The sequence below is a fragment of the Prochlorococcus marinus str. NATL2A genome (assembly GCF_000012465.1).
GTDB lineage: Bacteria > Cyanobacteriota > Cyanobacteriia > PCC-6307 > Cyanobiaceae > Prochlorococcus_B > Prochlorococcus_B marinus_B.
Genome location: NC_007335.2, coordinates 950,578 through 966,861 on the forward strand (window position 1 = coordinate 950,578; position 16,284 = coordinate 966,861).

Annotated in this window: 34 protein-coding genes; 15 read left to right on the forward strand and 19 right to left on the reverse strand. The window is 33.0% G+C overall.

The window, feature by feature from the left end:
- Positions 1-364 precede the first annotated feature (364 nt).
- On the forward strand, positions 365-532 hold the full coding sequence (locus PMN2A_RS10510; RefSeq protein ID WP_187146433.1) for a hypothetical protein: 168 nt from the start codon (positions 365-367) through the stop codon (positions 530-532).
- 288 nt (positions 533-820) lie between these two features.
- On the forward strand, positions 821-1,222 hold the full coding sequence (locus PMN2A_RS05040; protein WP_011293944.1) for a DCC1-like thiol-disulfide oxidoreductase family protein: 402 nt from the start codon (positions 821-823) through the stop codon (positions 1,220-1,222).
- A 1,194-nt stretch (positions 1,223-2,416) separates the two neighbouring features.
- Here the strand turns inward: PMN2A_RS05040 and PMN2A_RS05050 are convergent.
- The 4 genes from PMN2A_RS05050 to PMN2A_RS05065 all read right to left on the reverse strand — a co-directional run bounded on the left by PMN2A_RS05050 (position 2,417) and on the right by PMN2A_RS05065 (position 4,768).
- On the reverse strand, positions 2,417-2,773 hold the full coding sequence (locus PMN2A_RS05050; RefSeq protein WP_011293945.1) for an AbrB family transcriptional regulator: 357 nt from the start codon (positions 2,771-2,773) through the stop codon (positions 2,417-2,419).
- Between the two features lie 640 nt (positions 2,774-3,413).
- Entirely contained in the window at positions 3,414-3,659 is a 246-nt protein-coding gene (locus PMN2A_RS05055) for a hypothetical protein (protein WP_011293946.1), read from the reverse strand.
- Positions 3,660-3,814: 155 nt separating this feature from the next.
- Positions 3,815-3,979, reverse strand: coding sequence for a hypothetical protein (locus PMN2A_RS05060; protein WP_225866281.1), 165 nt, complete (start codon positions 3,977-3,979; stop codon positions 3,815-3,817).
- A 156-nt stretch (positions 3,980-4,135) separates the two neighbouring features.
- Complete coding sequence (locus PMN2A_RS05065) at positions 4,136-4,768, reverse strand: NAD-dependent DNA ligase (protein ID WP_011293947.1); 633 nt, start codon at positions 4,766-4,768, stop codon at positions 4,136-4,138.
- A gap of 369 nt (positions 4,769-5,137) precedes the next feature.
- Between PMN2A_RS05065 and PMN2A_RS05070 the strand changes: the two genes are divergently transcribed.
- The 3 genes from PMN2A_RS05070 (at position 5,138) to PMN2A_RS05080 (ending at position 5,944) form a co-directional block, all read left to right on the forward strand.
- Positions 5,138-5,392: a hypothetical protein gene (locus PMN2A_RS05070; RefSeq protein ID WP_011293948.1), complete on the forward strand. Its 255-nt coding sequence runs from the start codon at positions 5,138-5,140 to the stop codon at positions 5,390-5,392.
- A gap of 67 nt (positions 5,393-5,459) precedes the next feature.
- Positions 5,460-5,714, forward strand: a complete 255-nt coding sequence (locus tag PMN2A_RS05075) for a hypothetical protein (protein WP_011293949.1) — start codon at positions 5,460-5,462, stop codon at positions 5,712-5,714.
- Positions 5,715-5,743: 29 nt separating this feature from the next.
- Complete coding sequence (locus PMN2A_RS05080; protein WP_011293950.1) at positions 5,744-5,944, forward strand: hypothetical protein; 201 nt, start codon at positions 5,744-5,746, stop codon at positions 5,942-5,944.
- A 426-nt stretch (positions 5,945-6,370) separates the two neighbouring features.
- Here the strand turns inward: PMN2A_RS05080 and PMN2A_RS05085 are convergent, their stop codons facing one another.
- The 8 genes from PMN2A_RS05085 to PMN2A_RS05120 all read right to left on the reverse strand — a co-directional run bounded on the left by PMN2A_RS05085 (position 6,371) and on the right by PMN2A_RS05120 (position 8,557).
- On the reverse strand, positions 6,371-6,490 hold the full coding sequence (locus tag PMN2A_RS05085) for a chlorophyll a/b-binding protein (RefSeq protein ID WP_011293951.1): 120 nt from the start codon (positions 6,488-6,490) through the stop codon (positions 6,371-6,373).
- The gene (locus PMN2A_RS05090) at positions 6,490-6,639 is read right to left on the reverse strand and encodes a high light inducible protein (RefSeq protein ID WP_011293952.1); all 150 of its coding nucleotides are present in this window, start codon (positions 6,637-6,639) and stop codon (positions 6,490-6,492) included. Before PMN2A_RS05090 ends, PMN2A_RS05085 begins: the two co-directional genes overlap by 1 nt.
- Complete coding sequence (locus PMN2A_RS05095; protein ID WP_011293953.1) at positions 6,639-6,785, reverse strand: high light inducible protein; 147 nt, start codon at positions 6,783-6,785, stop codon at positions 6,639-6,641. The genes PMN2A_RS05090 and PMN2A_RS05095 overlap by 1 nt, the downstream gene beginning before the upstream one ends.
- Positions 6,785-6,904 (reverse strand): high light inducible protein, encoded by a 120-nt coding sequence (locus PMN2A_RS05100; protein WP_011294968.1) that lies wholly within the window; start codon positions 6,902-6,904, stop codon positions 6,785-6,787. Before PMN2A_RS05100 ends, PMN2A_RS05095 begins: the two co-directional genes overlap by 1 nt.
- 34 nt (positions 6,905-6,938) lie before the next feature.
- Positions 6,939-7,046 carry a high light inducible protein gene (locus PMN2A_RS05105; RefSeq protein WP_011293954.1) on the reverse strand — a complete coding sequence of 36 codons (108 nt, stop codon included), beginning with the start codon at positions 7,044-7,046 and terminating at the stop codon, positions 6,939-6,941.
- A gap of 255 nt (positions 7,047-7,301) precedes the next feature.
- Positions 7,302-7,574 carry a small RNA NsiR4-regulated ssr1528 family protein gene (locus PMN2A_RS05110; protein WP_011293955.1) on the reverse strand — a complete coding sequence of 91 codons (273 nt, stop codon included), beginning with the start codon at positions 7,572-7,574 and terminating at the stop codon, positions 7,302-7,304.
- Between the two features lie 87 nt (positions 7,575-7,661).
- Positions 7,662-8,294, reverse strand: a complete 633-nt coding sequence (locus PMN2A_RS05115) for a DUF938 domain-containing protein (RefSeq protein ID WP_011293956.1) — start codon at positions 8,292-8,294, stop codon at positions 7,662-7,664.
- Positions 8,282-8,557 (reverse strand): hypothetical protein, encoded by a 276-nt coding sequence (locus PMN2A_RS05120; RefSeq protein WP_011293957.1) that lies wholly within the window; start codon positions 8,555-8,557, stop codon positions 8,282-8,284. Before PMN2A_RS05120 ends, PMN2A_RS05115 begins: the two co-directional genes overlap by 13 nt.
- Before the next feature lie 91 nt (positions 8,558-8,648).
- Here PMN2A_RS05120 and PMN2A_RS05125 point away from each other — a divergent pair, with 91 nt between their 5' ends.
- The 3 genes from PMN2A_RS05125 (at position 8,649) to PMN2A_RS05130 (ending at position 10,032) form a co-directional block, all read left to right on the forward strand.
- On the forward strand, positions 8,649-9,335 hold the full coding sequence (locus PMN2A_RS05125) for an epimerase (protein ID WP_011293958.1): 687 nt from the start codon (positions 8,649-8,651) through the stop codon (positions 9,333-9,335).
- Positions 9,335-9,481, forward strand: coding sequence for a hypothetical protein (locus PMN2A_RS10515; RefSeq protein WP_187146468.1), 147 nt, complete (start codon positions 9,335-9,337; stop codon positions 9,479-9,481). Before PMN2A_RS05125 ends, PMN2A_RS10515 begins: the two co-directional genes overlap by 1 nt.
- Positions 9,482-9,594: 113 nt before the next feature.
- Positions 9,595-10,032 carry a hypothetical protein gene (locus tag PMN2A_RS05130; RefSeq protein WP_011293959.1) on the forward strand — a complete coding sequence of 146 codons (438 nt, stop codon included), beginning with the start codon at positions 9,595-9,597 and terminating at the stop codon, positions 10,030-10,032.
- Positions 10,033-10,083: 51 nt separating this feature from the next.
- On the opposite strand, the gene PMN2A_RS10520 is transcribed toward PMN2A_RS05130, so the two are convergent.
- Positions 10,084-10,224 carry a hypothetical protein gene (locus PMN2A_RS10520; RefSeq protein WP_011295129.1) on the reverse strand — a complete coding sequence of 47 codons (141 nt, stop codon included), beginning with the start codon at positions 10,222-10,224 and terminating at the stop codon, positions 10,084-10,086.
- Between the two features lie 326 nt (positions 10,225-10,550).
- Between PMN2A_RS10520 and PMN2A_RS05135 the strand changes: the two genes are divergently transcribed.
- The 3 genes from PMN2A_RS05135 (at position 10,551) to PMN2A_RS10525 (ending at position 11,207) form a co-directional block, all read left to right on the forward strand.
- Entirely contained in the window at positions 10,551-10,844 is a 294-nt protein-coding gene (locus tag PMN2A_RS05135) for an MTH1187 family thiamine-binding protein (protein WP_011293960.1), read from the forward strand.
- A 121-nt stretch (positions 10,845-10,965) separates the two neighbouring features.
- Positions 10,966-11,067: a chlorophyll a/b-binding protein gene (locus PMN2A_RS11095; RefSeq protein WP_110860922.1), complete on the forward strand. Its 102-nt coding sequence runs from the start codon at positions 10,966-10,968 to the stop codon at positions 11,065-11,067.
- Between the two features lie 2 nt (positions 11,068-11,069).
- Positions 11,070-11,207: a hypothetical protein gene (locus PMN2A_RS10525; RefSeq protein ID WP_011295073.1), complete on the forward strand. Its 138-nt coding sequence runs from the start codon at positions 11,070-11,072 to the stop codon at positions 11,205-11,207.
- A gap of 36 nt (positions 11,208-11,243) precedes the next feature.
- Here PMN2A_RS10525 and PMN2A_RS10530 read toward each other — a convergent pair whose 3' ends face one another.
- The 3 genes from PMN2A_RS10530 to PMN2A_RS05140 form a co-directional block, all read right to left on the reverse strand.
- The gene (locus tag PMN2A_RS10530; protein ID WP_011294973.1) at positions 11,244-11,414 is read right to left on the reverse strand and encodes a hypothetical protein; all 171 of its coding nucleotides are present in this window, start codon (positions 11,412-11,414) and stop codon (positions 11,244-11,246) included.
- 33 nt (positions 11,415-11,447) lie between these two features.
- Positions 11,448-11,600, reverse strand: a complete 153-nt coding sequence (locus PMN2A_RS10535; protein ID WP_011295212.1) for a hypothetical protein — start codon at positions 11,598-11,600, stop codon at positions 11,448-11,450.
- Positions 11,601-11,678: 78 nt separating this feature from the next.
- On the reverse strand, positions 11,679-11,819 hold the full coding sequence (locus tag PMN2A_RS05140; RefSeq protein ID WP_181414027.1) for a hypothetical protein: 141 nt from the start codon (positions 11,817-11,819) through the stop codon (positions 11,679-11,681).
- Positions 11,820-12,696: 877 nt separating this feature from the next.
- Between PMN2A_RS05140 and PMN2A_RS05145 the strand changes: the two genes are divergently transcribed.
- Together PMN2A_RS05145 and PMN2A_RS05150 are read left to right on the forward strand one after the other, a co-directional pair.
- A complete protein-coding gene (locus PMN2A_RS05145; protein WP_011294526.1) occupies positions 12,697-13,041 on the forward strand; it encodes a hypothetical protein in 345 nt (114 codons plus the stop codon).
- Positions 13,042-13,273: 232 nt separating this feature from the next.
- Positions 13,274-13,543 (forward strand): hypothetical protein, encoded by a 270-nt coding sequence (locus tag PMN2A_RS05150; protein ID WP_011294527.1) that lies wholly within the window; start codon positions 13,274-13,276, stop codon positions 13,541-13,543.
- Positions 13,544-13,597: 54 nt separating this feature from the next.
- Here the strand turns inward: PMN2A_RS05150 and PMN2A_RS05155 are convergent, their stop codons facing one another.
- Positions 13,598-14,101 carry an alternative oxidase gene (locus tag PMN2A_RS05155; RefSeq protein WP_011294528.1) on the reverse strand — a complete coding sequence of 168 codons (504 nt, stop codon included), beginning with the start codon at positions 14,099-14,101 and terminating at the stop codon, positions 13,598-13,600.
- A 118-nt stretch (positions 14,102-14,219) separates the two neighbouring features.
- A complete protein-coding gene (locus PMN2A_RS10540) occupies positions 14,220-14,396 on the reverse strand; it encodes a hypothetical protein (protein ID WP_011294529.1) in 177 nt (58 codons plus the stop codon).
- A gap of 516 nt (positions 14,397-14,912) precedes the next feature.
- Between PMN2A_RS10540 and PMN2A_RS05160 the strand changes: the two genes are divergently transcribed.
- Together PMN2A_RS05160 and PMN2A_RS05165 are read left to right on the forward strand one after the other, a co-directional pair.
- A complete protein-coding gene (locus PMN2A_RS05160; RefSeq protein ID WP_011294530.1) occupies positions 14,913-15,125 on the forward strand; it encodes a hypothetical protein in 213 nt (70 codons plus the stop codon).
- A 290-nt stretch (positions 15,126-15,415) separates the two neighbouring features.
- The gene (locus tag PMN2A_RS05165; RefSeq protein WP_011294531.1) at positions 15,416-15,676 is read left to right on the forward strand and encodes a hypothetical protein; all 261 of its coding nucleotides are present in this window, start codon (positions 15,416-15,418) and stop codon (positions 15,674-15,676) included.
- Positions 15,677-16,073: 397 nt separating this feature from the next.
- On the opposite strand, the gene PMN2A_RS10545 is transcribed toward PMN2A_RS05165, so the two are convergent.
- Complete coding sequence (locus tag PMN2A_RS10545; protein WP_187146463.1) at positions 16,074-16,229, reverse strand: high light inducible protein; 156 nt, start codon at positions 16,227-16,229, stop codon at positions 16,074-16,076.
- Between the last annotated feature and the right edge of the window lie 55 nt (positions 16,230-16,284).

The following is a 16,284-nucleotide window of genomic DNA, read 5'->3' on the forward strand; positions in this document are numbered from 1 at the left end:
TAGTCTTCCTCCTCCCAAATCTGATTTTGAAATATCAAGATTCCACAAAGTATAAAAAAAATGAGAACACCCAAAAAGATATGCCAATCAAACATTATTGATGCATTTGAATAACGAACATAGGCTATGACTTTCAACATAATGTCCCTTATGAACGCATCCGTCCAAAAACTTGATAAATACTAAAGTACTTTTAGTACAAGTGAGGTTTTTCACCAGAACCTCATTAAAAGCTTAAAGGTGATTAATTATATAGTTATTAAAAATTTGAAAAATCTTATTTTGTTTGAGCAATAATTTTTACTACACAATATATCTTTATATACAAAATAAAATAAAATTGAGAAGTATTGAATACAACAAAATGACATTACTGAACTTTGCTCTTGCTCACTCAGAGCTAGGCATAAGCCATTTTACAACAGATTTAATCCTTGTTCTTTCTTTCGCAATAGTAACAGCACTTCCAATGTCTTTATTACGACCTCAGATACAAGAGGAGAATGTCAAGAGCAACGTTTTCAAAAGCTGAAGCTAAGGATTTTATTCGTTTATAAGTATCAATAAGTCGTCAACTAAAAGCATACGATAATATAAATCAATATATAAATTATTATGTTAATAGACAATTTATTTTTTTATATTGTCTCTAATGGCAATAAAGATCAGTAGACCATTAATATAGAATTTATACAAAGCCCAAAAGATATTATTAAAAAATATGTTTACTGCTTATTTTTGAGTCATGATCTGAAATTATTTTCTTTTTTGACACGTTTAAGACTAAGTGTATGTACAATACTAAAACTATAAATCAATCATGTCAGATAAAAGTTTATTTATATATGATGGTGAATGCCCATTTTGCAATCACTTTGCACAATTAATTGAATTAAAAAGCAGTCTGCCTGAATTCGAAATAATAGATGGAAGAAAAAATCTAGCCCTATTAACTCAACTCTATAACCAAGGATATGATTTGAATAAAGGAGCAATTCTAATCAGCGATGAAAATATCATGCATGGTGCTGATGCGATTAATTGGATTTGCTCTGAGATCAAGGAGCCTAGCGATTCACTGTTAGAAGTACTCAGGATTATTTTCACGTCTAACAGGATGACTAATTTTTTATTCCCATTCCTTTTATGGGGAAGAAGATTTTCACTGACATTAAAAGGAAAGGTATGGCATCCAGTCAGCGGAAATCATCAATTTTTCTGAAGTAGTCACGCAAACTGAATTCATAATTCTAAGTTGAGCAAATATTAAAACTTTAATAGTTTGAGAATAATAACCAATAGGACGAATTAGACGTAAAAATTAATTGATGCAATAGCTAAGACTTATCTCAAATACATTCATCAATTTTGGCGAACACTTTGCATTTTATATTCCATTTGTAACATCAGTTGATGAGAGGATAGATCCAATACCTCGGAGGAGTTTAAATATGTAAAATAAGATTTAAAGTAACTAAGCAACATATGCTTATAGAAATCCTTGGGAGTAGTAGTTCATTACTAGTTATTGTTTTGATTGGTTTATCCATATATTTTGGAATCCAAGCTCAAACAAGAAAAATAAAATGATGGTTAGTTATTTGAATAATTACGAAGGAATCTAACCAACCAGTATGGATACCCAAAAAAAATTTAAAGTTAACTTATTCATATAGATGCTTTTTAACTTTCTCAAGACTAAGGCCCCTCTTACGCTCAATACTTGAAATAGGTATCCAACTCCAATTCAAAAAAAGAGTAAGCATTGCAGCAACAAAAATAGACAATGGTAAAACGAGCTCAATAAAAAAATGTCGAATGAGATAAACCATTAAGTCTGAAGTATTAGTAACAATTTCGTTATAAAGGGGATCAAACAAGAATTAAAAATACGTACGAGGTAATAAGGATAACGAAATTAGATATCAGAATGTGAATATAACTAATTAGAGACAAGATAAAAAAGATTTTATACCTGATCATGCAAAAGGGCCATATCCAGAGAATTGAGCGCTAGACAAGGGTTAATTTCAAACGGACTCGATCATGAGTAATAAATGCCCTAGATTTTCTAATGACAAAATCGTCAAATGAAAAAACTTTCATAATTAAAATTCTCTAGAGAAAGAAACTAGAAAATACAAAAAACATATTAAATTCTAAATGGTTTATGCAATTATATTTGAGAAAAAATTTTTTTTAGCTAAAAGTCAAAAAAAAGAGGCGTAAGAAGGAAGAATCCTCTAAGTACAAAACGGAAAATGCTGTAAAAAAGGGACGAGAGATCTCGCTAGGTAAATAAAATATAGATGAGCAATCAGACAAATTTAACTAGAAAAATTTAGCAAATAAAAAAGCCGAGAGGCAGATATGCTTCTCGGCTAAATCTAAATGATTTGATTCAGTTTTTTAAAGATTAACCTTCTCCTTCTGGAACCAAACGGAAACCTTTACGTCCCATCTTAATCTCAAAATTATCACCAGGTTTGAGATCTAAAAGAGCTGTATAGGCCTTTCCTATCAATAGGTTTCCATTTCCTTGGACGGTAGCCACATAACTAAGCTTTCTACCACCTTTACCAATACCACCAGCACTTTCAGCTGCTAGGTTTACACCTTTAGCTTCTAGAAGTGCTTCATAAAAAGCAGTATAATTAAGACGTTCTCCGCCTCCTTTCTTTGTGGAAACATATCCACAAGCTTTAACAAGATCAGATTTTGAGACATCTCCCAAGTCTTTGACCTTGGCTAATAAATCCTTACCAGTGAGCATGATAAATAAATGGTTGTACTTATAATACTAACTTATAATTAACAAACTTACAATATTTACATTAGTCCTAGACATTAAAGCTAAAAAAAATGGGAACGGAAGCTACTAGATTAAACTCAGGAATTCAAGGTTATAGGGAAAATTATTCATGGTTAAGACAATTGATTTATAGGAAAAGTCCTTTTTGGCATGTTCTAATATGAATGATTTGAAAGATCATTTAGCTGTTAGAAAACGCTCAATCGCAAGCAATAGCAGGATATATTTATAAAATAAGGAGAAATCTATGCATCCTTAAAGACTGCTAAGAGCAATTTGAAAAGTTCATATAATCAAATCGTTCAATATATAAAGCTTTATTTTTGAATGTTTGTTAAAGCGTGAATCAGAAAAAATTACTTATTACAACAAAAAATTAATATCTCTTAAAACCGCTCTGATTTGAACTGCATCTATATACATCCTTTAGCATTTACTGGATTATTAGGTATTCTATTAAATTGCTAGTATCGACAAGAAATAATTACTTTGAACCTTACCTTTAGATTTATTATTCATATCAAATCAGACGAAGAGCTATAGATCGTAATTTTTTTAAAATGGATGGAAATCAAATCTTCTAAAAATAATCGCACAAACTTTATTGAATATTCGACTTGAATTTGGGTTCAAATACAGCACCATTGCATATCATCACAGATAAAACTTCCTTACTCTCATCATTCATTTTCTCGACAGCTTTTACTTTACTCAAGGTCTCCGATGTTTTTCTTAAGCATCGATTCCAGCTTGATGCTTGCCTAGAAATAGGGAATAATAGAATTGATATTGTGGTAAAACCCACAGACAGAAGTACTAAATAAATTTTAAAGATAAAATTATTCATTACTCCAACAAAAAAAACAATAGATATATTCTATTCAAATAGATTAGGGAATACCTATACTTACTATCTCCCGTTAAACAATTTTGTCAGCTTTATGGATAAAAAAAAAGATCAACCCTAAATCAATATAAAAAATATTGCCATTATCTTTTATATTAGAATTTTGAAGATGAATCGGCCCACTTACCAACAGCGAATTCAAGAAATCGATCAACATCATCATTAGGGCAGCCGGTCTTACTTTTTAATTCCTTACATGCGAAAGAAATTCTTTCAAAACAAAGTTTGACATCCGCATTTGCCTCTATTGCTTCAAACATTTGCTTGTCAGTAAAGGGCATATTAAGAATAGGCGCAATTCAATAAAGAATATTTTGATTGAGCTTATTTGGCAATCTAAATAACGATAATTAAATCGTGACAAATAAAAAGCTAGAACATGTTCAAATCTACTATCAAAATAAATAATCAGACATTTATCTAGTTAAAGCCAAAGCCCAATTGGGAGAGGAAGGACTAGAGCCCAAAAAATTCTTAGTCAAAGAGGAATTGCATTTAGCAACGATTCCATTGGTAGGAAGATTTGAAAACAATTCATTCTTGATCCATTGAGAATGCCATCTTTTGACTTGCCTAGGATCATCAGTTCTTAGAGTTATGGGGACCTCGAATCCCCAGTTTTGAAGTTGGGTCAAATCTGACAACTCATCACTTTTAGAGCAAAAAATTTGGAATGCTTTAAATAAAATTGAGGTACTATTGTCAATTTCCGAGAATGAGTTCGAAAGCAATTGCTCTATCGAGATCTTTGAATTAGAAAAAGGTGTATATAAAACTCCCTCCAACTCAACTTCAACTTTTAGAGAGTCATCAATACTCAAAGGAATAGAATTAATATTCCTAATGTTTTCAATAATCTCACTATCGTCACGAGTATAGGCATCTACTAATTGTCCATATTTGTATCTAAGTCCTATTGCACACCCATCGATTTTAGGCTGCACAACCATGGTTGATCCCTCTGGTAACTTTGCCCACCAGCTAGAGAAGCAATCCTTATCAAGTCCAAGTAATCTCATATCTATATCAATAGGAAGATGTCGAGCCAAGTCGCTTCATTAACTTCTTTTCTTAAGAAATCAATTAAACAAAAAGAGGTGCTTACATATCAACAAAAAAAATTTTATAAGGAAAATGAAAGAGTAATCAATATAAATTTCCAATAATACGGAAAATATCCCAAGAAGTGTTTAAAAGGACGTCTCAATAAATTAAATAGATGAATTAAAATGATTCACTTGGATAGGACAAGAGAACATTTTTGTATGGTTGATATATTTTCAAATTTAGCAGACAAAACAATAATTTTAGAAATTGAATAAATCATCATCGAATAGAAATTATTTAAGCAACTACAGTATTTATTCTCATGTCTACATGGTTTCAATACCATAAATTAAAAAAACATATCTTTTTAAATGACCATACAAGAGAAATATCCTGAGAATATTCCATGGGATTTAACAACTATCGATCAAAGTAACTACAAATCAATTCAATGGATGCTATCCAAGGCAGACATCGTTTATACATTCACAAGGAGTCGTATAGACAATAATTATGTCTACATACAAAAAAATGGTGGTAAAAGAAAGGCATATAAAGAATATGAAGCTAGATTTACTTACCAAAGATTGTTTGACGAGGGATATTCATTAGCTGCCTTTTCCTGATTAAAGAACTAATTCTTGACGTTGAAGAGCATAAGTGTAGGCTTAAAGAAATAGTTACTTTTAATACATGCCAAGGGTAAAAAGAGAAAAGTATCCAGAGAAGGCTCCATGGGATTTAGGACCATTATCTGAGCATAAGAATCAGGAAAATTGGAGACTAGTAAGAGGATCTGAAGTTGTCATTTTTGCTAGGAAAGGAGAGGACAACCATTTTTTTATCATGCAAAGAGACGACAAAGAACCTATTCAGATCCTTGCGTTTCAAGCAAGACTTACATATCAACAACTTTTAGATAAAGGTTTCAAACTTGAAGTTTCATAAATTTTTCGTTAGAAAAAAATTAAAATATCATGACTGAGTTAGAGGAACTAGAAGACATAGTTGGAAGTTTAGAAAGCATAGAGCCATTTGGAATAGAACCAGACTTCAGTTCTTTAGGTCTAGAACCAGCGGATGTATTGGGATTTCAAACTGAAGAAGAATTAGAAAACGCTATTAATTTGCTAACAATGGAAGTCAATCTTAGTAGTTTTCTATTGTTTGATAGTTAATAGACATAAAACTTTCTAAGATGCGTTGAACTAAGGCTAAATAGTTTAAAATTAACGAATAATTTAGAGAAGTATTTCTTCAATAAGATCAGACTGCGATTCAACTACAGGGAAGACCAAATAGACCACAAAAGAGTAATTGTGATGTAGAAAATTCAAGACTTCAAACTCTGAAGTTTATCAAAACATTGCTTGCAGATAATTAACCCTTTTCTTCGCCACAAAGTTTCAGATGATTTTTTTTTGCATAATTGACAATGAACCAATTGAGTCTCCATTGTCAGATCTTATCAATGCTTATGCCCAATCAGTATCTTCTAAGAGACAAGAATAATCTGAGCAATCGAAGAAAGTATCTTCATTAAGTAGATCGTCTACTTCTGCACGAATCCAATAACTAAAGGACATTTCAATAATAGAGTAAGTTTAAACGAAACCTGGAATAATCCAGCCTGTGAATCCGTAGTTAACTACAGCTGCTAGAAGGCCCATCATCGCAAGACGACCATTCATTATTTCAGCTGTCTTCCAGTAATTGTTTTCCATTAAACAAAACCTGGAATGATTTGACCTGTTGTTGCATAAGCACCAACTAGAGCAATGCATCCAAACAATGCTGCATAGCCGTTAAGTCTTTCTGCAGTTACCTTTTCAGGATCAATGTTTCTTCTGTTGTTGTTGTTTTGAGTAGTCATTAAACAATACCTGGGATAATTTGACCTGTTGTTAGATATGCACCGATGAGTGCCCAGCATCCAACAAAAGCTGCGTAGCCATTGAGTCTTTCTGCAATGACTTTGCCTTCTTCTACTCTTGGAGTTTCAGTCGTTTGGTTTTTCATTAAACAACACCTGGGATAAGTTGACCGGTTGTTAGGTAGATACCTGTTAGAAGAACGAATGCCATCATGGCTGGTCTGCCGATGCTTCTTTCTAGGATTGTTTTGTTAGATGGTTGCATTGTTTTTAATAGTTACTTATTAGTAGTTATTGGTTTAGAAAATTCCAGGAATGATTTGACCTGTTGTTGTGTATGCACCGAAGGCTGCAACGAAGCCAAGCATTGCTGCCCAACCGTTAAACTTTTCTGCTTCTGGAGTCATGATGAAATCCGAGATGTGTATGTGAATAAATGTAAACCAATTGTTAAACTACGTAAAGTCCTGAAAGTACGGCTTGCCTCATGAATGTGGAATTCAGACGCAACGGATACAAAAACTATAGTTAATGCAGTCAATTTGATTACATAAGTTAAGGGTCAAGCCGAGGTGATCATCTCTCACAAGAAGAACTGGCTAACAAAAAAGTGTGACACTAGTGTCAATTAGAACATTATGTTTATGTTCAGTTATCAGATATCAGTTATAAAAAAAATCAATTTCTTTAGCTTTTAATCCATCCCAACCAGCTTTGATTAATCGTGTATTTAGAGTGTCTTGGTCAAAATGTTTGGAACCAGTTTTAACAATTCGGTTTCGCATTGATTTCTTAACTCCACTTCTTTTACGCGCATTTTCTTTATCCATGACATCCCTGTAGAGGGTAAGCATTTCTGATGGAATAGGACTTCCATCTAGATCTAAGCCAGCTTGGATAGCGTTATCAATTGCATCTGGGCCAGAGAACTCCACAAGAAAAAAGCGTAATGGATTTATTCTCCTATCGCATCTACCGAATTTATGAAATTCTTAGTAGAAAGAAAAAAAGTTGTTTAAATTTTACTTTATGCGATAAATAACTGAAAGATTATTGGCTGGCATATCGATGACTTTATCAAGGTTAAATCCATTTTCAGAAGCAATATCGTTAACGTCTTCTAAGTTGCGAAGCCCCCAGAGCGGGTTTTGTATTTTTAAGGATTGATCAAAATTCAAATTACTTTCTGAAGTTTGTTTCTCTTTTCTTAAGAAAGGTCCATAGAGCATCAAAAAATTACTTTGATCTAGATATTTCTTTGATTCTTCAAACAAAGATCTTGTACAACTCCATGGTGAGATATGAATCATATTTATGCACACAATTCCCTTAATTAAAGCCCCAAGTCGATTGGTAATTGACCAAGGACGAATATCTACATCAAGATTAAGAGGTTCAGGCATTTTTGAAAAAAGCCCCTCATGCCTAATCCATGAATTAATACTTTGTCTATGTTCAAATTCGGGATCACTAGTTTGCCAAGTAATTGATGGGAATTTTTTTTGAAAGAAGACTCCGTGTTGTCCACTACCACTAGCTATTTCTAAAAGCCAGCAATTAGGAGAAATATAATTGCTTATAACTGAGGCGATGGAATCACGATTCCTTGTCGTAGCCGGAAAATCTAGTCGATAGTCGGGATTTATATTAACCATGATTTATCAATAGTTAATAGGACTAAGGAATCAGAATTGCTTGGAAGTTTTTCCTTAGAAAAATCTTTAATAATAAAAATAATCATTATTAGTAAAGGAGCTAGAAATGCGGATGCGGCAACTGCTCCAATAATCCGTCTTGAATTTAATAAGGGCTTTTTAACTAATGGGTCACCACAGAGACCACAAATCAAAACACCATCACTACTAGTTTTATGAAATTGATAACGAGAAGAGCAGAAAGGGCAATAATATCGGCTCATTCCTGATCTTACAAAAAACAAAATTTATCTATATTAAATATGCCTACCATTATAAAAAGCAAACTAATTTGATTAAATGTAGGACTTAAAGATGAGAGAAGAGATTGAGGTATCAAATCACCTTGTAAGGAATCTTGAGAGAATATCTCCAGACAATTCTATCTTTAATTACAAATCTGGAAGAAATGCCTTCTTATCATTAGGACAAGGAAATATTCGTGAATGGTTGGAGATATTTCTTCCGAATACAAGAATAATTTTAGAACCAAAAATCATTGGATCAATCATTGGCATTCAATATATCAATGGAGAATTAAACAAGGTCATAAATAAAAATAGTCAAGACATTACAGAAAGTGTAAGGTCTCTTAAAACTATTCCTAAAAGCCTAGCGATTAAAAACAGACTTGAAATACAAGGAGTTCTTTACGACTATAAAAATTTATCAACTAGAAAAAATGAAACTGAATTTATAGATATTCAAAATTTTATATCAAAGTCTAAAAGACTTAAATTCTGCGCTTTTCAAATATGTCAATGCAATATTAATCATTTTCAATCACTTCAGGAATTAAAACATCTAAATTTTGAAATTCCTCAAACTCAATTTACAAACTTCATTTCTGATATCGAAATCTATATTCAATGTTGGAGAGAGGGTAAGTTATTTACAAGCTATCCAACAAATGGACTAGTATTGAAAATCAATTCAAGAAAATTGCAAAAGTATCTTGGAGAAAATAACCTATCAATACCTTGGGCATACGCCATAAATTAATGATTATTGCTACAACTCAAAAAGCATCAGAAGTAATTGGAGGAGTAGAGATCTTTTCCCCAATGGGATTAACCATCCTAACCATAGGAATACTATTTACAGTAGGTGTACCACTAACAATGATTTTAAAAGGAAAGAAAGATTAAGTTATTTTCACTGACGATTTTATGGAGAATTAAATTGTGAGTAACTAAACAAACAACTACAAAAAAAGGATTTAGATTAAACTCGTAAAGAGCTAATTCAAAACAAGAAAGATATGAGTAAAGATATTAAAATTCTAAATGATATTATCAACACCTTATTTAAGTATATTCATCCAAAGAAATTTCATTTCAATTTGGTATTGCTATCAGGATTACTCTTGGTACCATTGCAACAAACCAGATCGGAAGAACTTTTTCTAAAATGTGTTGGTAAATATGAAATAAATAGAGGTGCTCTAATCAAACCAGATTGGGAAACGAGCTACCTAACAATTAATCTAGATGGATTAATATCTACTATTTACGATAAAGGAGTAAAAAAAGAAGGAAGGACTTTGATTAGACGTAATTCATACACAATAACTCAAAGAGATAATAGAAACAGCGTTAGGAATATCTACAAAATCAATGGAAAGTATGGTACCTACTCAGTTGAATCCCCACAGAGGTATAGAACTTTGATAGGTACTTGTCAAAAAGGAAGAGGTTAAGAAGATTGATTTAAAAATATAAAATACTACTTCAATTATTTTCTAAATCAATTAATTGTCGCTTCCTTTACTTTGATCAAGACCTTGAGCTCTGCGGTTTTTGGCAATACCTCCAACCCCAAGCACCAAGAAAATCATATAGAAAAATAAAGTAGAAATAATCGTAATGATTGAAATCGTGGCAATATTCATTAAAAAAATATTGATTTAATTTGTTCTCTAAATCTAACAGGAAGTGTCAATACAACCACTTAAGTAAAGACAACAGTAACGCCACTGATAAGTATCGCAAACGTAATAATGAAAAAAGGCAGAACTTGAATTTTATTGTTATTCATAGAAATCGATTTTTTTATACGGTAATAAAATCACAAAGAGGACGAGACGAATAACTACGCAAAAACATTAGTAATAACCGGCCTACAATAATTTTTTTTGTAAAAAGCAATTATTTAAGAAGACTTTAAGTATATAAATTATTAGATAGAATTTAAAAATGCTTTCAATCTTAAGTTGATATGTGGGTAAGCATAGATCTTTGCTTAGTACCAATAGGGGTAGGTGTCTCATTATCTCCATACATAAAGACGTGCTTATCAATTATTGAGGAACATAAGCTTGAGCATGAACTGGGTCCAAATGGAACTGCAATTGAAGGGGAGTGGGATCAAGTTTTTGAATGCGTAAAGAAATGCCATGAGGCAGTTCATAGCAAAGGTGCTCCACGTGTTTATACAACATTAAAAGTAAATACACGTACAGATAAGAAGCAATTATTTAAAGAAAAAGTGGGAAGTGTAAGAGGCTCATAGCAAAAGAATGTAAAAGCATTAAGAAAAAGTTTAAAACCCTAAAACAAAAGAAAGATCCCAACATTTACCCATGCATACTCATAGAAGTACTGATATAAAAGAAATACCAGCACGGTAATTAATGACTATCTTTGCTCGTCTAAGCAGATCAGAAGTTATTCACGGAAGAGTGGCTATGTTTATCGTTGCTATCTGGTTATTCACAAACTATCTAATTCGTTAAGAATGGCTAACCCTATTAAAACTTGGTTTTTTGAATTAATCGAAGATGCGATAGGCAGTAAAGCTATGAAGCAATTTAAGGAAGAAGAAGAAGGAAAAAAAAAGAATTCCGAATCAAATGATGAGCCCAAACAAAATTAGTTGTTAAAGACTCCTAGTTATATAGCCAACCAAGAATCAATCCCATTCAGCCGCAACAGCTCTTAAGCCACTAGCAATGATTTCGTTGGGGCAATTAGTATCCTCCTTTAAGGCCTTAGCTGCAAGATGAACGTTCTCCCAAAATACAGACACTGCTCCAGTTTTTTGGTCATCAGAGAATTTAAAATCCTCAAAAGCTTTTGGCATTTTCCTATTTTTTTTTAAGTTCTAGCAAAAAATTCATTCATCAACTTTAATCTTCACTGCTTCAGTGTAATTATCTTTTTTATTATCTAAAAATAGTTTCCTTGTGATTAAAACTGCCATGGTCGTTAAAAATATAAAGCCAACACTTTGAACAAAATCTATATAGGTTGCCAAAAAATGAGTCATTGGAAACTTGATTTTTTCAAATGTAGAGGAAAAAAATCAAATGACAAATTCAACAACACAAAAGCAATAAACAGTAACTTAATGATCTGTTGAAGCCAAATAGCTATCACCCAACAAGGTACCAGTACCTAAATCAAAAACATTATCCAAATTAGATAACAACTCTTTTAATTCTTCTCCACTGATTCTTTTAATTTCTTGGTAAGTTTCTTTAGACATCGAAAAAATAAAATCAGATGCAAATTTAACCACTCCCAATCAGTCTCAGAGACCGTAAAGACCGATAGGGGTAATTGCCTTTCGGCATACTTCAATAAAAAGAAATTATGACAATAATTAGTTTGCTTGTATTAAAATTTCTAATCAATACCACAAAGAAATTAACGATACCTATGAGTAATAGATGTTAAGTAATTATTCCTACACGGCTGACAGTGGTTTGTTCTTATATTTTTTGAACTTCTCAGGACAACCTTCTTTTTATACTGAGCTTTAGAAGGTTGTTTCTTTGAATAAAAAACGTCAGTGCTCCTCCCCAGAAGCCAATCAATAGATGACCAATTCCATTGATTGCCTGACGTACACTTATCCTAGATTTTCCTTTTCATCAATAGTTCTGTAGGACCGTACGTCTTAAGTAGGGAAACCGTAAAAAGAATAATCTCTTTTAACTAGACATTTAAAAAGGGCCCGAGGGGGCCCTTTTTCTTTACCGATTCTTTGGAAGCTTCTGGATATTGGTGGCCTGGGGCCAAGTGTCTAGTAGAAAGGCTTTTTTACTCCGTTAGGGCACCTAAACGATGCAGAGGAGCTTCGACTGAATTGACGCACCTAAATCATTGATCCTTGTCGCATCAGACGAATAGCCTACTTATTCATTGAGAATGTTGGAGCAGGAACCAGAATTCAGTTCGCTTCTCTTAAATACTCAGGTGGAGTGTCGACCATCAATGGTGCCTCTGAGCTCAACAAACGTATCTTTGCTCTATTCGCACCTCAACGCAATCAGCCTTAATGCCCATTGCATTTCCACTACACCTGATCAAAAATAGTAAGTTTGGGGTATAAGAATTTTATCTCAAATCAAAACATCAATATGTCGAGAGAACAAACAAGCAAACAAGATCAAATAAGCAATTTCGGTGAAATAGCTAAAGGATGTAGAACTGATAATCAAAAAATTGAATTTTTCGATTCATCTAAGGAAGCATTTTTCACAGATTCAATTGAATCAACAAGCTCGGTTAATGAAGATATCCCTAAAGACTTAGACGACGGGTTTTACGTATACGCAAATATGAAAAAACTTAGCGAAACGGAGCTTGAAGAGTTGAAAAGTCTGCCATGGAAAGAATACCCAGAAAACTTTAAGATATTTTTATTCGATTTTTGCATCTTAAATGGTGATGCATATTCAAAATACTTCCCCAATTCAAAGTAGTTTTAGTGATTTTCAGAGGTGTCAGCAAAGACAATCCTGAAAAAGCGATCGTTGTAGTTCAAGCTTAAGAGGGTGTCTTAGGAAAACATATACAAGAGAACATTGAAATATTTGAAAAAAAATGGTGCAGTCATGACTACGGCAGAACTTAGTCTCTGGTCTTGAGGATCCAAATTGCTTAGGTATAAATAAAGAATCAAATCAAAAGATTAGTCTCAATTAAATCTGAACAATGATTAGAAATCTGTTTTTCTTAATTCTCGGAGCATTTAGCGGTCTTTGGTTTATATGGCCTCAAATCATTACGACCAAAGGTTGGGAATGCACAAAAGATGTTATTGCATCTTCTAATGAAGATTTAACAGATATTGAATCATTAGTTGAATCATTGCCAAACAGAATCAAATTAGGCTTGGCTGTTTCCCCAAAAACATTGCTAAAGAGAGAGAACCTTACTCGTATCGAGAAGCTTAGAATTGTTGGAGATGCTTGCTTTAGATAATTTAAAACCACAAACGAAAATTATCATTATAAATATCAACAAAAAGTTGGCGTCTTAACTTATCAAAGCAATCGCTTCTTTTAATTCGTTCGCATGATTGATCTCATCTTGAGCAATTTCACGTATCCTCTGATCGTTTGGATTAACTGTTAGATACTTTGCATAAGTTTCATACGCATGCTCTTCAATTTTTATATTGATATCGTATGCATTTGATGGAGAGAGTAAGTAATAAAAAACCATTACCCAGTAATAGAAGAGCACTAAATGCCTAGCAAGAAATCGATCAACCCAATATCTATTGCCGCTTCGTGATTCCATCTCCTCTAAATGCTCCGTCTCATTGATTGCTTGGTAAAAATGAGCCTTCATAAGCTTGTTACTTAAAGGAGTCTTTAGGCCAAGCGATTCTTGTAAATGCAAAACTGATAAGAATGCAAAATAAGGTGCTCTAGCGATTACCTCAAGAACCCAAAAACGTTGAATCGGTCTACCCTCGTAGATCCGATCAAGAATACTTACACTAAAATCTAAAACAAGTGAATTAAAACCTTTCATAGTCCCTTAGCTAACTATTTAAGTATAAATACTTAGCAAAAGAAGTTGAGTAATAACTAATTTATTTAACTATCGATAGCTACTTAAGCTGAATATGGAAGTGGACCAAAGATTAAATCTATCTTGCTCGAACAGGCTGGTAAGTAGGAATCATCTTTCCTCCACCGAAATCGTCATCATCATCTGGAAGCGCTCTTGAGATTAGTTCTACCAGAACTAGAGCAGCCATAGGATAGAAACACCATAAAACAGCTTTCCAGATGGGAAATGAGTCAACTAGCTGAAGCTCAGACATGTATCAGAAAATTGTTTGCACAAACCTAACTGATCTAAAAATATTTAGTGTTACGGTTAGCACGAAGTGAATGTTTATCTAATCGAAACTTGTGTAAAAAAATTACTTCAAGCCGTCTAAGTTTTCCACAGCTTCAGAGTCACTAAATAACTCCAAGATCTAAATAAAAAGCAATTCCAATAAAAAAGACCCTAGGTATGGTGTCCTACGGGCCTGGGTGATGGGGATCTTATTTTTAACTGTTTTTCAAGCAAATTGCAACCCCTACCATATCTGGTGTTAGAAAGATTAAAAAAACAGAAAAAAAGACCCATATCTGGAATTATTAGCTTGCGTAATATGTACACAGCGAGTAGTATTTTCGAATTACTGGGTGATGGGGATCTCTCAGTATCTACTCCCTCAAATTTGAGGGTTTTTTTATGCCATGAATTTCTGCAGATAATTTCTAAGATGGATTAAGGCAAAATTAGTGAAAAACTGCTCTGATCCTTATTTTTTTCCCAAATCGAGAAGATGGAACAAGTAACTGATGCAATTGGTAATCCCACAGCACTCTTAGTAGAGAGAATTTTTTGGTTGGGGTTAGGTGCATTTTTAGGACTGGCAATAATTACTTCTTTACTAAGAGGATTAAAAGAAAGTAAAAACAAAACGACACCAATTTCACCTGATCAATTAGAAAATCTTGCAAAAAAAGCGATCCAACAAAACAGTGATAGCAATTGATATTGGTTATCAGATATTTTTATAGCCACAAACAAATTTACTTATGGTCGTTGGGGCGAGAACCGTACAATCAGCTACCACTGATTAGATGATGAGCATATATGCTTAATACATATTCACAAAAACAATGAAATTAGTTCCTTACATATTCATGGCTGTTGCTATCTTCTCAGAAGTTTCAACAATTGCTACGACTCCTATTATCTAATTGAATCTCATTAATTGAGTATTCAGACCTAACGCGTTCGGGTGAATACCGACGTTAGATTGTATATAACTGATTTGTATTCATGCTCAAAAAGATATTTAGGGCTGCTAGTTTTTTAGCTTTGTCTGTTTTTTTAACTTCGACAACTATTTTTTCAGGAATTATTCCTGCAGCCGCCGCTCAAATGGGTTCTGATATGAACGAAGATAACTCTATGGGTATTGTGATCGAAGAGTCTAGTGATGCCTTGGATGGTTCGAAAACTAGTGCTGCCCCAGACCTCGGAGATGATCAAGCGTTTCCTTTTATCCCAGGTTTTGGTAAAAATTCCGGAAAAGACTGAGTATCCTTCTGTTGAAAGTATTGATTGATAATAAATTACTAATTTTTTCGAAAGCTATAAAAAATCCACAGATATAAGTGGTAATTAGCTAAACCATTTTCATGGAAAAATGGGAAACAAAAATAATCATTTTTGTTATGTTTGCAGTGCTTGCAATAGGGTCAATTGCGCCATTGATCAGGATGATCAGTGATCGTATTTCTTAAGAATTAATTTGCTTGGACAAGCTGAGATTATTGAGGAACTATTCCTAACGTGATTGCTTTTGGCATTTTTTGCTTATTTAAATTTTTATTTTGCAAAAACTGGAAAAAATGGATTAAATGCTCGAATGGAACAAAAAAAATCTAGAGAAAAATCTCTAGATTTATATGAAGATTGATTTGCCTAAAGCTATTTAAAATATGCCAGGAATAATTTGACCAGTAGTGATATAAGCGCCAAGTAAAGCAATCATTCCAATCATTGCCCAACGGCCATTGGTCTTTTCTGCTTCCTCAGGGTAGTTGGAATAGTTTTCAACTAATTGAGTTTGTACTTGGGTAGCAAACATGTTTTGCTTGCCATATTCAGTAATGATCTGGTTAGAAGCAGAACTGTAAGCAGGG

What these genes read in the sequence shown, in the direction of transcription:
- PMN2A_RS10515 (WP_187146468.1), top strand. Translation starts at nt 9,335, where the DNA reads ATGATTATTGCTACAACTCAAAAAGCATCAGAAGTAATTGGAGGAGTA.
- PMN2A_RS10510 (WP_187146433.1), top strand. Translation starts at nt 365, where the DNA reads ATGACATTACTGAACTTTGCTCTTGCTCACTCAGAGCTAGGCATAAGC.
- PMN2A_RS05100 (WP_011294968.1), bottom strand. Translation starts at nt 6,904, where the DNA reads ATGCAACCATCTAACAAAACAATCCTAGAAAGAAGCATCGGCAGACCA.
- PMN2A_RS05115 (WP_011293956.1), bottom strand. Translation starts at nt 8,294, where the DNA reads ATGGTTAATATAAATCCCGACTATCGACTAGATTTTCCGGCTACGACA.
- PMN2A_RS05140 (WP_181414027.1), bottom strand. Translation starts at nt 11,819, where the DNA reads ATGTCTAAAGAAACTTACCAAGAAATTAAAAGAATCAGTGGAGAAGAA.
- PMN2A_RS10545 (WP_187146463.1), bottom strand. Translation starts at nt 16,229, where the DNA reads ATGTTTGCTACCCAAGTACAAACTCAATTAGTTGAAAACTATTCCAAC.
- PMN2A_RS05165 (WP_011294531.1), top strand. Translation starts at nt 15,416, where the DNA reads ATGCTCAAAAAGATATTTAGGGCTGCTAGTTTTTTAGCTTTGTCTGTT.
- PMN2A_RS05040 (WP_011293944.1), top strand. Translation starts at nt 821, where the DNA reads ATGTCAGATAAAAGTTTATTTATATATGATGGTGAATGCCCATTTTGC.
- PMN2A_RS05125 (WP_011293958.1), top strand. Translation starts at nt 8,649, where the DNA reads ATGAGAGAAGAGATTGAGGTATCAAATCACCTTGTAAGGAATCTTGAG.
- PMN2A_RS11095 (WP_110860922.1), top strand. Translation starts at nt 10,966, where the DNA reads ATGACTATCTTTGCTCGTCTAAGCAGATCAGAAGTTATTCACGGAAGA.
- PMN2A_RS10540 (WP_011294529.1), bottom strand. Translation starts at nt 14,396, where the DNA reads ATGTCTGAGCTTCAGCTAGTTGACTCATTTCCCATCTGGAAAGCTGTT.
- PMN2A_RS05160 (WP_011294530.1), top strand. Translation starts at nt 14,913, where the DNA reads ATGGAACAAGTAACTGATGCAATTGGTAATCCCACAGCACTCTTAGTA.
- PMN2A_RS10535 (WP_011295212.1), bottom strand. Translation starts at nt 11,600, where the DNA reads ATGACTCATTTTTTGGCAACCTATATAGATTTTGTTCAAAGTGTTGGC.
- PMN2A_RS05130 (WP_011293959.1), top strand. Translation starts at nt 9,595, where the DNA reads ATGAGTAAAGATATTAAAATTCTAAATGATATTATCAACACCTTATTT.
- PMN2A_RS05150 (WP_011294527.1), top strand. Translation starts at nt 13,274, where the DNA reads ATGATTAGAAATCTGTTTTTCTTAATTCTCGGAGCATTTAGCGGTCTT.
- PMN2A_RS05070 (WP_011293948.1), top strand. Translation starts at nt 5,138, where the DNA reads ATGACCATACAAGAGAAATATCCTGAGAATATTCCATGGGATTTAACA.
- PMN2A_RS05120 (WP_011293957.1), bottom strand. Translation starts at nt 8,557, where the DNA reads ATGAGCCGATATTATTGCCCTTTCTGCTCTTCTCGTTATCAATTTCAT.
- PMN2A_RS05085 (WP_011293951.1), bottom strand. Translation starts at nt 6,490, where the DNA reads ATGGAAAACAATTACTGGAAGACAGCTGAAATAATGAATGGTCGTCTT.
- PMN2A_RS05080 (WP_011293950.1), top strand. Translation starts at nt 5,744, where the DNA reads ATGACTGAGTTAGAGGAACTAGAAGACATAGTTGGAAGTTTAGAAAGC.
- PMN2A_RS05090 (WP_011293952.1), bottom strand. Translation starts at nt 6,639, where the DNA reads ATGACTACTCAAAACAACAACAACAGAAGAAACATTGATCCTGAAAAG.
- PMN2A_RS05145 (WP_011294526.1), top strand. Translation starts at nt 12,697, where the DNA reads ATGTCGAGAGAACAAACAAGCAAACAAGATCAAATAAGCAATTTCGGT.
- PMN2A_RS05155 (WP_011294528.1), bottom strand. Translation starts at nt 14,101, where the DNA reads ATGAAAGGTTTTAATTCACTTGTTTTAGATTTTAGTGTAAGTATTCTT.
- PMN2A_RS05095 (WP_011293953.1), bottom strand. Translation starts at nt 6,785, where the DNA reads ATGAAAAACCAAACGACTGAAACTCCAAGAGTAGAAGAAGGCAAAGTC.
- PMN2A_RS10525 (WP_011295073.1), top strand. Translation starts at nt 11,070, where the DNA reads ATGGCTAACCCTATTAAAACTTGGTTTTTTGAATTAATCGAAGATGCG.
- PMN2A_RS05135 (WP_011293960.1), top strand. Translation starts at nt 10,551, where the DNA reads ATGTGGGTAAGCATAGATCTTTGCTTAGTACCAATAGGGGTAGGTGTC.
- PMN2A_RS10530 (WP_011294973.1), bottom strand. Translation starts at nt 11,414, where the DNA reads ATGCCAAAAGCTTTTGAGGATTTTAAATTCTCTGATGACCAAAAAACT.
- PMN2A_RS05105 (WP_011293954.1), bottom strand. Translation starts at nt 7,046, where the DNA reads ATGACTCCAGAAGCAGAAAAGTTTAACGGTTGGGCAGCAATGCTTGGC.
- PMN2A_RS05050 (WP_011293945.1), bottom strand. Translation starts at nt 2,773, where the DNA reads ATGCTCACTGGTAAGGATTTATTAGCCAAGGTCAAAGACTTGGGAGAT.
- PMN2A_RS10520 (WP_011295129.1), bottom strand. Translation starts at nt 10,224, where the DNA reads ATGAATATTGCCACGATTTCAATCATTACGATTATTTCTACTTTATTT.
- PMN2A_RS05075 (WP_011293949.1), top strand. Translation starts at nt 5,460, where the DNA reads ATGCCAAGGGTAAAAAGAGAAAAGTATCCAGAGAAGGCTCCATGGGAT.
- PMN2A_RS05060 (WP_225866281.1), bottom strand. Translation starts at nt 3,979, where the DNA reads ATGTTTGAAGCAATAGAGGCAAATGCGGATGTCAAACTTTGTTTTGAA.
- PMN2A_RS05055 (WP_011293946.1), bottom strand. Translation starts at nt 3,659, where the DNA reads ATGAATAATTTTATCTTTAAAATTTATTTAGTACTTCTGTCTGTGGGT.